Source organism: Nocardia sp. NPDC047038, from assembly GCF_040644075.1.
Lineage (GTDB): Bacteria > Actinomycetota > Actinomycetes > Mycobacteriales > Mycobacteriaceae > Nocardia > Nocardia sichangensis.
The window spans coordinates 319,459-331,057 of sequence record NZ_JBEYVQ010000007.1; the positions used below are offsets into that span (position 1 = coordinate 319,459).

General features: G+C 68.3%; 11 protein-coding genes. 5 read left to right on the forward strand and 6 right to left on the reverse strand.

Features of this window, described 5'->3' with window-relative positions:
- Positions 1–10: 10 nt before the first annotated feature.
- Positions 11–1,498: an NAD(P)/FAD-dependent oxidoreductase gene (locus tag ABZ824_RS24575; RefSeq protein WP_356965531.1), complete on the reverse strand. Its 1,488-nt coding sequence runs from the start codon at positions 1,496–1,498 to the stop codon at positions 11–13.
- Positions 1,495–1,911: a nuclear transport factor 2 family protein gene (locus ABZ824_RS24580; protein ID WP_356965532.1), complete on the reverse strand. Its 417-nt coding sequence runs from the start codon at positions 1,909–1,911 to the stop codon at positions 1,495–1,497. The genes ABZ824_RS24575 and ABZ824_RS24580 overlap by 4 nt, the downstream gene beginning before the upstream one ends.
- Before the next feature lie 122 nt (positions 1,912–2,033).
- On the opposite strand from ABZ824_RS24580, the gene ABZ824_RS24585 reads away from it, so the two are divergent.
- A complete protein-coding gene (locus ABZ824_RS24585; RefSeq protein WP_355080075.1) occupies positions 2,034–2,597 on the forward strand; it encodes a PadR family transcriptional regulator in 564 nt (187 codons plus the stop codon).
- A gap of 46 nt (positions 2,598–2,643) precedes the next feature.
- On the opposite strand, the gene ABZ824_RS24590 is transcribed toward ABZ824_RS24585, so the two are convergent.
- A complete protein-coding gene (locus ABZ824_RS24590) occupies positions 2,644–4,128 on the reverse strand; it encodes a cytosine permease (protein WP_356965533.1) in 1,485 nt (494 codons plus the stop codon).
- 228 nt (positions 4,129–4,356) lie between these two features.
- Between ABZ824_RS24590 and ABZ824_RS24595 the strand changes: the two genes are divergently transcribed.
- Complete coding sequence (locus tag ABZ824_RS24595; RefSeq protein WP_356965534.1) at positions 4,357–5,319, forward strand: cation diffusion facilitator family transporter; 963 nt, start codon at positions 4,357–4,359, stop codon at positions 5,317–5,319.
- Between the two features lie 37 nt (positions 5,320–5,356).
- On the opposite strand, the gene ABZ824_RS24600 is transcribed toward ABZ824_RS24595, so the two are convergent.
- Complete coding sequence (locus ABZ824_RS24600; RefSeq protein WP_356965535.1) at positions 5,357–6,586, reverse strand: multidrug effflux MFS transporter; 1,230 nt, start codon at positions 6,584–6,586, stop codon at positions 5,357–5,359.
- Positions 6,587–6,637: 51 nt separating this feature from the next.
- Here ABZ824_RS24600 and ABZ824_RS24605 point away from each other — a divergent pair, with 51 nt between their 5' ends.
- Positions 6,638–7,084, forward strand: a complete 447-nt coding sequence (locus ABZ824_RS24605; protein WP_356965536.1) for a MarR family transcriptional regulator — start codon at positions 6,638–6,640, stop codon at positions 7,082–7,084.
- Between the two features lie 222 nt (positions 7,085–7,306).
- Here ABZ824_RS24605 and ABZ824_RS24610 read toward each other — a convergent pair whose 3' ends face one another.
- Entirely contained in the window at positions 7,307–7,792 is a 486-nt protein-coding gene (locus ABZ824_RS24610; RefSeq protein WP_356965537.1) for a carboxymuconolactone decarboxylase family protein, read from the reverse strand.
- 177 nt (positions 7,793–7,969) lie between these two features.
- Between ABZ824_RS24610 and ABZ824_RS24615 the strand changes: the two genes are divergently transcribed.
- Positions 7,970–8,884: an RNA polymerase sigma-70 factor gene (locus tag ABZ824_RS24615; RefSeq protein ID WP_356965538.1), complete on the forward strand. Its 915-nt coding sequence runs from the start codon at positions 7,970–7,972 to the stop codon at positions 8,882–8,884.
- Between the two features lie 739 nt (positions 8,885–9,623).
- Here ABZ824_RS24615 and ABZ824_RS24620 read toward each other — a convergent pair.
- The gene (locus ABZ824_RS24620; RefSeq protein ID WP_356965539.1) at positions 9,624–10,559 is read right to left on the reverse strand and encodes a fatty acid desaturase; all 936 of its coding nucleotides are present in this window, start codon (positions 10,557–10,559) and stop codon (positions 9,624–9,626) included.
- Between the two features lie 282 nt (positions 10,560–10,841).
- Between ABZ824_RS24620 and ABZ824_RS24625 the strand changes: the two genes are divergently transcribed.
- Complete coding sequence (locus ABZ824_RS24625; protein ID WP_356965540.1) at positions 10,842–11,591, forward strand: NAD(P)H-binding protein; 750 nt, start codon at positions 10,842–10,844, stop codon at positions 11,589–11,591.
- Positions 11,592–11,599: the final 8 nt, after the last annotated feature.

Consider the following 11,599-nt stretch of genomic DNA (forward strand, 5'->3'; position numbering starts at 1 on the left):
TGTCCTCCGATCAGGCGGCTTTGGAGCGCAGGAGACGGCGGGCGACGCGCGCACCGGCCTCCAGGGTGGGCTGGAATCCGCCGATCCCGGCCCAGGAGCCGGCCAGATGGAGTCCGGGAACATGGGTTCGGCGTTCGCTGTCGCGGAACAGCCAGCCTTCGGTGGCGTCCTGGTCGTAGCCGTAGATCGCGCCGCCCGGATGCCCCAGGTAGCGCATCATCGTCAACGGTGTCGCGACATCGACCTCTTCGATGGCGTCGCGGATGCCGGGGGTGACGGTTTCGCACAGGTCGAGCAGGGTTTCGGCGTAGGCGAACTTGGTGCGCGCGTACTCCGATGCGGCGACGTTCTTCCAGATGTCGGCGTACTGCAACGTCATCAGGCTGACGTGCGTGGCGCCGGCGGGCGCGAATCCGATCGGCGCGACATCGTAGGAGCTGACGCAGATGCCCCGCGCGGGCTCGAACGATTTCCACGCCCGGTAGGTGCGGTCGTCGTCGGCGTCCATGTTGACGAACGTCGTGCTGGTGGTGAAACCCAGTTCGGCCGGAGTCGCGTCCAGACCCATGTGCAGCACGAAGCCGGAGACACCGATTCGCCTGGTGGCCAGATCGTTGCGCACCTCGGCGGGCACGTCGATGCCTTCGAGCATGCCGTAGGTGGTCGGCAGCGACGCGTTGGAGATGACGTCGGCAGCGGTGACCTCCGAACCGTCTTCCAGCCGCACACCCAGAACCCGGCCGGATTCGGTGAGAACGGCCTCGACGCCGGTGTTGAACCGCACTTCGCCCCCCGCGGCGAGGAAGGCGTCGAGGATGGCGGTGGACATCGCCTGCGACCCACCGCGCACATGCCAGGGCTTGAACTCGAAGTAGGCGAACAGTGTCAGCGCCAGATCCTGGAATCGCAGTCTCGACGGCGGCTGCCCGAGATAGGTCCAGTACATGCCAAGCGCGACCTTGATGCGGTCGTCATCGAAGAACTCGTCGAGCACGTCCTTCAACGGCCGCAGTCCGTATTCGAACAGCACCGGGTCGATCTGCTCGACCGGCATCCTCCGCATGGCGGCGATCTGCCAGAAGCTCACCTGCCGGATCAGGTCGAAGAATTTCGCGGCCCGGTCGCGGTTGCCGGGGAACTCGGCCTCGATGGCGGCGACCGCGCCGTCCCAGTCCGCGGGCAGGGTGAGATCCAGCCGACCGGGAATCACGGCACGATAGAGGTCGTGTTCTTGCACGAACTCCAGCTTGTCGGCGATGCCGAGTTGCTGGAACAGCCCTTCTCGCAACGACATCGGCTGACCATCGATGCCAACGCCGGACAGCTGGTGCAACGCGACCTCGAACTCGAAACGTCCACGGCGGAAGGATGTTCCGCAGCCCCCGGGAATATTGTGCCGCTCGAGCAGGAGGGTTCGCGCGCCCGCGCGCTGGAGGGTCGCGGCGGCGGTCAGCCCGGCATTGCCCGCGCCGATGACGATGGCGTCGTAGTCGCTCACGCTCCGGCGGCTTCCCGCTCGAGCTGCGCGGCGGCCTCGGCCTTGATCCGCTCGAACTGCTCACCCATACGCGCCGCGAGGGCGTGTGCCGCCGAGAGCGGACGCACCATGACCATGAAGTCGTCGATCTTGCCGTCCTCGTCGAAGTGCAGGAAGTCGCAGCCGGTCAGCCGCTTGCCGTCGACGGTGGCCTCGAACACGAACGCGTGATCACGACCGTTCGCGTCGGCGATCTCGCGCACATAGCGGAAATCTTCGAACACGCGGATCACCGCGCGCAGGATGGCCGCGGTGATCGCCTTGCCCGGGTACGGCTGGAATGCCACCGGACTGGTGAACACCACGTTGTCGGCCAGCAGCGCCTCGATGGCGGCCTCGTCACGAGCTTCCACGGCTACGCGGAAGGGGTGCATCTCCCACCTCCTATACTCAAGAAATTTAATAGGTGACTTGAACCGTATCCAGGTCGAGTCGACCTGTCCATAGCTCGAAGGACAGATATTTGATTAATCTTCTCGAGTGGTAGCCTGAGCCGATGGCGCTACGTAACGCGGTGCTGGCCGCCCTGCTGGAGGGCGAGGCTTCCGGCTACGACCTGGCCAAGAGCTTCGACGCCTCGGTGGCCAACTTCTGGATGGCCACGCCCCAGCAGCTGTACAAGGAGCTGGAGCGGATGGCGGCCGATGGCCTCATCGAGACCCGGGTCGTGCAGCAGGAACGCAGGCCCAACAAGCGCCTGCACGCCATCACCCCCGCCGGGCGCGCGGCTCTCCACGAATTCGTCGAGAAGCCGGCCAAGCCCACCGCCATCCGCGACGAGATGATGGTGAAGGTGCAGGGCATGGACGTCGAGGACGCCCCCGCCGTGCGTGCCGCGGTAGCGGACAAGCTGGAGTGGTCCAAGTCGAAACTGGCCCGCTACGAACGCCTGCGTTCCCGGTTGCTGGACGGCCGCAGCGAGCAGGCGTACCTGGCCGAGGCCGAGCGAGTCGGCCCCTATCTCACACTGCTGCGCGGAATCTCCTTCGAGCAGGAGAACATTCGATGGGGAGAGTTCACGCTGTCGGTGATCGATCGGCGAATCGCCGCGCACGTGTGACCGTCGCGGCGAAAAGCCCGCACCACCAGCCGATACGGCGTTCTTTCTACACCGGGACTCGGTCCGGTTCCGGTTCGCGGTCCTCGACCCGCTCGGTCGCGCTCGCCTGCGCGAGCGGACTTACCCGATGCAGCGCCGCGTATCCCACGCTCGCCGAGACCAGCGCGACGAATACCCCCAGGTTGCTGCTGCCCAAGCCACCCGCGCGGGCGGCAGGCGTGAACAGGTAGCCGAGCAGCGGGCCGACATGCGGATCGGGCGAGGTGACCAAGCCGAGCCCGGCGATGGTCGCGACGATCAGACAGCCGACTCCGACGCGGTTCACCTTGCCGTAGCCGCCGACCGGGCTGTACAGGGCCGTCCGGTCGTAGCCGACGCGGCGACGCTGCCACAGGTCGACCACGAAGATTCCGGTCCATGCGGCCATCACCACACCGGTGGTGGTCAGGAACGCCTGGAACGGAGCGAAGAACCCGGGGGCTGCGAATGCCACATAGCCGCCGGCAGCGGCGATCAGGGCCGCGTCGATCAGAACGGTGTAGTGCCGGGATATCCGGACGCCCAACGTCTGCAGCGCGAGCCCGGAGGAGTAGAGGCCGATGATGGAGCCCGACACGAAGCCCACCAGCGCCAGGATCAGGTAGGGCACCAGAAACCAGGTGGGCAAGTGGGCCGACAGCGCGCTGATCGGATCGGTGGCCGCCGTCGCCGCGATGTCCGGATCCCCCGCCGCGAGCACCGTGCCGAGTCCCATCAGAACGAGGGCGGGAGCGGTGCCACCGAACGTGATCCAGCCGACCAGCGCACGTTTGCCGGCGGTGCGGGGCAGGTAGCGGGTGTAGTCGGCCGCGCAGTTGACCCAGCTCAAGCCCAGCGTGTTGGCGACCAGCATCACCCCGCCCACGAACGCGCCCACGCTGACCTGTCCGTGCGTCGCGAACGAGATCCTGGGCAGCGTCAGCACTACATAGACCACCGACAGCGCGGTGAATGCGAGGGCGAACCACTTCTGGATCCGCAGGATCACGTGACAGCCGTAGATTCCGATCACCGTGGTCACCACGATGACAGTGACGAGAGTGACGACCATGAGCGGTGCGGTGTCCATATCCGGGTCGAGCCGGTGTGCCACCGTGCGGGCCGCGAGGGTCGCCAGCACCGCCGAGAAGGTCTCCCATCCGACCAACGCCAGGTAGCTCAGCAGTGCCGGAATCTTGTTGCCGTGGAACCCGAACGCGGCGCGGCCGGCCACCATGGTCGCCGCTCCCCCGTGCTGCCCGGCCAGCGACACCAAGCCGAGCAGGAGGAAGGAGAGCACCGCGCCCACCGCGGCGGCCAGCGCCGCCACATGCCAGTCCAGGCCGAGTGCGGTGACGTACGGACCGAACGACACCAGGACCACATTGCAGCTGGTGCCCGCCCACGGCCAGAACAAGGCGCGTGGCTTGCCTCGACGTTCCTCGTCCGCGACCCATTCGGCGCCCTTGCGCTCGACGGACCAGTCCGACGGTTCTATTGAACTCCCGACCATGTCGAATCCCATCGTCGAGGTGGGAGGAACCGCCGACCCAGTCTCACCACCGTGCACCTATACAATGTGCCGTTATGTGTTGGCCCATTGTAGACGTCAGAACGCCGATTCGGAACCAAGGTTGACAGCACAACCAAAACGGCAGGGCGGTGGCTACTTCGCGGCGTTGGAAGCTCACACATGGTGCGGCAAACAGAGTCCCGCGGGGGTCGTGCCACACTGGCGTAGATGGAGCGAGCGAACGCTTTCCACGACGAGAGATCCGCACCCACCGCCGGTGGGGAGAGCACTCGCACGGTGATCGTCGCCTTCGGCGCGAACGTCGCGGTGGCGGTGGCCAAAACGGTCGCCGCGACGCTGTCCGGCTCGGCGTCCATGGTCGCCGAAGCCGCACATTCCTGGGCGGACACCGGCAACCAGATCTTCCTGCTCGTAGCCAACCGTCGAAGCGCTCGCAGCGCGGACGCGAAACGACCCCTCGGGTACGGACGCGAGGCATATGTCTGGTCGTTGCTGGCGGCGGTGGGACTGTTCGTCGCGGGCGCCGCGGTGTCGGTGTGGCACGGGATCACCGAACTGCTGCACGAAGGTCGAGGTGGACAGGATTACGCGATCGCCTACCTCGTGCTCGGAATCGCCTTCGTCTTGGAGGGAACCTCGTGGCTACAGGCCACGCGGCAACTCGGCGGCGAGGCGGAGAGCTTCGATCAAGACATCCTCGAGTACGTACTGAAGACCTCCGATCCGACTTTGCGCGCGGTTTTCGCGGAGGACAGCGCCGCACTGATCGGCATCGTCATCGCCTTCGCGGGAATGGGGCTGCACCAGCTCACCGGCGTGGCGGCCTGGGACGCACTCGGATCGGTGCTCGTCGGCGTGCTGCTCGGGGCGATCGCCGTAGTGCTCATCGACCGTAACCGGCGCTTCCTGACCGGTGAGCCCGCCTCGCCCGAACTCCGCGCCGCCGCGGCGGCCCGCATCGAGGAGATGCCCGAAGTGGCCTCGGTGCGCTTCGTGCGCCTGGAATACGTCGGCCCTCGGCAGGTCTTCCTCGTCGCGAGCGTCGACCTGGTCGGCGACCCGGCCGAGTCGAGCATCGCCCTCACGCTGCGCGCGCTCGAGCGCGAACTCGAACGCAACCCGCATATCGCCGACGCGGTCCTCACGATCGCCGCTCCCGAGAACGACTGAAGCCGAGCCTGCCGCCCGCTCCCCTGGGAGCGGCGGATCATACGGCGACGGTGTCGGTTTCGCGTCGCACCGCCGTGACCGGACCCGAGCCACGGACGAGTAGCCGGGCGGCCAGCGCGAGCACGGCGCTGATCACGATGGTGACTGCCATCGGGATTCCGGTCGCGGTGCCGCCGAGCCCGACCAGCGGGGACACCAGGGCGCCGAGCAGGAACTGGAGCGCGCCCAACAGGGCCGAGGCGCTGCCCGCGGCATGCGGGGCCCGGCCGACGGCCAGCGCGCTCGCCGTGCCGAGAATCGTCGTGAACGAGCTGACCAGGACGAACAGCACCGGCAGGATCAGCGCCGCCGCGGCGCCCGCGGCGAACAGAACCAGCAGCGCGACGCTCAGGACCAGGATCACGCCCTGCCCGGCCGACAGGATCGACTGCGGGCGGAAACGCTGGGTCAGCCGCGAGCTGAGCACGCCGACGGCCATCATGCCCAGCGCGTTGACGGCGAAGACCACCGTGTACTCGGCGGTCGACAGCCCGAGCACGTTCTCGATCACGAACGGGGACGCCGAGATATAGCCCATCAACCCGGCGAAGCCGAGCGCGAACACGAGGGTGTACCCGAGGTAGCCGCGATCGGCCACCAGGGTCCGCACCACGCGGCCGGTGGTGGCGAGCCCGCCGACGTGGCGGTGGTCGGCGGGCAGCGATTCCGGCACCACGAGCAGGGCGCCGCAGAACATCGCCAGGAAGATCACGCTCAGGACCCAGAACTCGCTGCGCCAGCCGACCGGAACCAGCGCACCGCCCAGCAGGGGCGCGACCACCGGCGCGATGCCTCCGATGCTGGCGAACAGCGTGAAGATCCGCGCGGCCGCCGCGCCGCTCACGCGGTCGGCCGCCACCGCGCGGCCGATCACGATCCCGGCCGCGCCGGAAAACCCTTGCGCGAAGCGCAGCACGACCAGCAGCCAGATGTTCGGCGCCAGCGCGCACAGCACCGTCATGACGGTCGCGGTCGCCGTGGCCAGCAACAGCGGCCGCCGCCGCCCGAACCGGTCGGACAGCGGCCCGATCACGAGCTGCCCCAGCGCCAACCCGATCAGGAAGGTCGTCAGTGTCAGTTGCACGCTCGACGCGCCGGTGTGCAGGTCGGCGGCCAACCCGGTGAACGACGGCAGATACATGTCGGTCGCGAACGGCGCCACCGCCGACAGCAGCCCCAGCACCACCAGCAGCGGTCCCGAGACCCCCGATGCGGTCGATTTCAGCACGACGACACCTCCAGATACTTATTTATGCATAAGTAATTTATCATGGAGGGTATGGGCCGTGAATCCGATCTGCGCGAGCTCGACGCCGCACTGCGGGAGCTCTCGCGCGCCGTACATCGCGCGGCCGAGCGCTTGACCCGGGTGGAGCCGCTCACCCAGGCACAGGCCGAAGTACTCCGGGTGATCGTGCACGAGCCGGGTACCGTTCCCGGGCACCTGGCCGCGGTGACCGGCATGCGACCCAGCAACGTCAGCACCGTGCTGCGCCACCTGACCGAACTGGGACTGATCGAACGCGAGATCGACCCCGCCGACCGCCGCAGCAGCCGGATCCTGCCCACCCGCAAGGCGATCGAGAATGCCGCTCGCATCGACGCGGCGCGCACCCGCCTGGTTCTCGACGCGCTGGCCACCGTCGACGAGACCGAGGTCGGCAGATTGCTGGCCGCGGTCCCCGCCCTGCGCAGCCTGGCGCACGCCCTGCACGACCGTGGCTGACCACCTGCCGAACGGTCAGCGCTGCGCCGGACCCGCCGTCCGAAGTGAGCGGCGATGCCGATCGGTCGTCGTCGTGGACCATGGCCGAGTAGCGAGTTCGCCTGGCAACGATGAGATCTCGACATGGCCCTGATCGAGCGCGGTGGCGGTCACCACGCGCGAGGCCGGATGGGGACCGCCACTCCGGTGACTCCTGCCGGAGGCTCGGATCGCACCCGCCGATCAGTTCGTGATGGCGTCGAACATGCCGGGCTGATAGGAACCTCCCGGCATGCGCGTGATCACGCCGAGCCGGTTGGAAGCGTTGATCATGGCGACCAGGTAGACCAGCGCGGCGATCTGGTCGTCGTCGTAGTGCTCGCGCACCTCGGCCCAGGTCTCGTCGGAGACGCCTCGGTAGGCGTCGGCGAGCCGGGTACCCTCCTCGGCCAGCGCCAGCGCGGCCCGTTCGGCCTCGGTGAACACGCTGGACTCGCGCCAGGCGGCGACCAGGTTGATGCGGACCGCGGCTTCACCGGCGGCCGTCAGGTCCTTGGTGTGCACGTCGGTGCACCAACCGCAGCCGTTGATCTGGCTTGCGCGCAGCTCCATCAGCTCCATCGTGGCCTTCGGCACCGTCGACTGCAGGATCGCCAGGCTGGTGTTCGCGAACCGCTTGCCGATCTTGGCGCCGATCTCGCTGTCGTTGAGATTGATACGGGGTCCCATGACGTGGTCCTCACTCGTGATGTTGTGTGCTGTGCACTGAACGAACACCAGACGTCGGCTGCCCGAGCCTCGTAACAGCGCACCGAAGTGACCTGCGCCACTGTGTATCGGTGTTACAAGACGGCAGGGACAGGCGTCTGATGGGTGACACAGCCGAGAGGGAACAGGAGCCACTTCATGGCCGGCACATCGCAGAAGACGCCAGGCGATCACCACCCCGCCCCGGCTACCGCGGCGTTCGTCACCCACCGGAATCTGCTGTTCACCGTCGCCTACGAGATGCTCGGCTCGGCCGCCGACGCCGAGGACGTGCTGCAGGAGACCTGGCTGCGGTGGGCGGGCGTCGACCTCGGCACCGTCCAGGATCAGCGCGCGTACCTGGTGCGGATCGTCACCCGCCAGTCGCTCGACCGGTTGCGGACACTGGGGCGGCGCAAGGAGTCCTACGTCGGCCCGTGGTTGCCCGAGCCGCTGCTCACCGCGCCCGACGTGGCCGAGGACGTCGAGCTCGCCGACAGCGTGTCGATGGCCATGCTGCTCGTGCTGGAGACGTTGACGCCGATCGAGCGAGCGGTCTTCGTACTGCGCGAGGTATTCGATCTGAGCTACGACGAGATCGCCGAAGCCGTCGACAAGAGCCCCGGCGCGGTCCGCCAGCTCGCGTACCGGGCCCGGGCCCACGTCGCGGCACGCCGACCGCGCGGAGTCGTTTCGCCCGCCGAGACCCGTAGCGCCCTCGAGGCGTTCCAGCGAGCGACCGAAACGGGCGATCTACAGCATCTGCTCGACATCCTCGCGCCGGACGTCGTCCTGCTCGGTGACGGCGGCGGCGTCGTGCAGGCCACCCTCGCGCCCGTCCTCGGAGCCGACAGCGTGGCCAGGATACTGGCGGCCGGGCTGGGCAGGCTCGCCGCGGTGTCGAGGCAGCCCGCGCAGGTCAACGGATATCCGGCGCTGATCTTGCGGCGTGACGGCGAGATCGACACCGTCCTGGCGCTTCGCATCGACGACGGCCTCGTCACCGGCCTCTACGCCGTGCGCAATCCCGAGAAGCTGTCCCGCATGGAGCGCGAGACGGCGCTGTGCCGCTGACGAAGGAGTAGGTCCGGCATCGGCGCCCCGGCGTTGTAGACGGCGTCGAGGACGGGATATTTCCACCCGCCACCGGAGAGCACGGCCCGGTCGCCGGACACGGTCCGGAGCGAGGAGCCGCTGCGCTCGGCTCCCTCGAACAACCCGAGCGCTGGTAAGACTCTCGGACCCACGGAGAGCCCACTGCCACGAATGCCGCGGACAGCACCGCCCAGCGCGCCGGCAGCAACGGCAGCGCGGGCACACCGTCCTCCAACTGTCACGCCCGGCTGGGCCCTGGCCGCCGTGTCGGCGGGCAGCGATTGCCGATCGGCATGCCCGATATGGGCGGCCAGCCACAGCGGCAGCCGGTCTCACGGAAAGACTTCGGGGTCCGCTCGATAGATCTCGGGCGGGAAGAGGTGGTTGTCGGGGAACGGTTCGGCGTCGTAGTCGCACGGGAACGAACGGAGTTGCCGAAAACGACTTTTCGATGTCCATTGATCGATTCATGCTGCGCGCGATCAGACTTCGCTTGGCCTTTGATGAAGGCTCGACTCACTGCGGTGTAATCAATGTCGGAGGGCCAGCGGCGAGGCCGCCGACTCGCTGACCGATATCGACCACGCGTCGGGCGGACAGCTGGGCGGGTGAGCGGCACATGGTGCGCGACCGGATCGAGGAGATCCTCTCGCGGATGGATTCGCACATGGAAACCGAGGAGTGATCGCGGCGGGGGCGCGTCCGCGGCGGGCGGCAGTCACCGATCGGTGAGCCGGAGGGGGCCGCGTATCTGGCGGGCCACCGCGCGGAACCAGCCTATGTCGGGTCGGCCGCCCTCGGCGTCGAAGGCGGGACGGAGTTCGTACCAGCGCAGGCCGGGGCGCAGGTGATGCACGCCGTGCAGGTTGAAGCTCAGCGCCAGTACTTCCAGTGGCGCGGGCAGTTTCAGGTTCAGCGCCTCGAGCGGCTCGTCGAGATCGGTGCCGTAGTGATAGGCGTTGTCCGACAGCGAGACGATCACGCCGCGCCCGGCCACCGCCGCGAGCAACATCCACCAGTGCGGACCGTAGGCGGCGAAAGCCGCACCGTGCAGCCCCACGACAGCGGCCGCGTCGACGCGGAACTGCCGGAACACCTCGGGTCGCGCGACGCGTTCGAGCAGCGGCCCCGCCACCGTGTCCGGCCCGTCCACCGCCCGGGCGAGCCCGCGCACCGCCGCGGCGGGCAATGCCGCCAGCATGATCGCCGCCACCTCGAGCAAATACAGCCCGCCGAACAGCCGCAGGTAGTACCCGGGCGCGACCTTCGCCCAGCTGGAACTCGCCGGGTCGTAGACCTCGGCCCGCTCACGAGTCCGGTTGTAGCGGTGGTGCAGCAGGTGACCGGCTTTGAGCAGCGCGAACGGCGACCCGTACAGCACGGCGAGCACGCGCCCGTACCGGTCGTTGCGAGACCGCGGGTGGTGCAGATTGCCGTGCACGGCCTCGTGGATCACCGACCAGAATGTCGTCGTCAGCAGTAGCAACGGCAGCAGGGCCCAGCCCCATGCCGGGTCGCCGGGAATCAGCAGCGGGAGCCCGAAGAGCTGGGCGATATTCAGCACGACCGCCGTGGCGGTCAACCACGATCCGATCCGCCGTCCGTCGTCGCGCCGCTGCGCGTGGACAGCGCCACCGGTGCGCCGTTCGGTCATCTCGCCCCGGTCACCTCTCCGGTCTTCTCCGGAAACCGAGCGTGCACGACCTGCCCCACCAACACCCCTACAGGGGCTGTCGCCGCTCTTACATCAGTGCGACGAAACGGTGTTGCGGGAGAACGGTGTACGACGGCCACCTGTCCCGGGCGATCGACACCGGGGACCGACGACCGATGCCCGTGGCGAGATCGGGCGTCGTGGTACCGAGACCGGAACGAACCGATAACGGTTCCATGAATCGCGGGCTCGCCCGGTGGCACGCCGGGAAAGGCGAGAACCATGAAACTGACAGTCATCGGCGGTACCGGGCGGATCGGCTCGCAGGTGGTGCGGAAGCTGGCCGCGGCCGGGCACGAGGCCGTGCCCGCGTCGATGTCCACCGGCGTCGACGTGATCACCGGAGAGGGCCTGGACCGGGCGCTGGCGGGGGCCCAGGTCGTCATCGACCTGGCGAACTCGCCGACCTTCGACGAGGCGTCGGTGGATTTCTTCCGCATCTCCATGCGCAACCTGCTGGACGCCGGGGAGAAAGCCGGTGTCGGGCATCAGGTCGTGCTGTCCATCGTGGGCGTCGACCAGGTGCCCGGCCTGGACTACTACCGGGCCAAGAGCTTGCAGGAAGACCTGCTGCGGCTGGGCCCAACGCCGTACTCCATCGTGCGCGCCACCCAGTTCTTCGAGTTCATGGACGCGGTGCTGTCCTGGACCTCCGACGACGACACCGTCCGCCTGCCCGCCACCCCGATCCAGCCGATGGCCGCCGCGGACGTGGTCGACGCGGTCGTCGAGGTCGCCACCGGCGCTCCGCTGGGCGGGGTCCGCAATGTCGCCGGTCCGGAGGTCTTCCGCCTCGACGACCTCGGCAGGCTCACCCTGGCCGCTCGGCGCGACAGCCGCACCGTCGTCACCGACGACACCGCGGGCATGTTCGCGGACGTTCCCGGCGACGTTCTCACGGCGGGCCCGGACGCCCGTCTGGCCGCTACGCACTACCGGGATTGGCTGGAGAAGCACGAGAGCACCCCGTGATCGACATC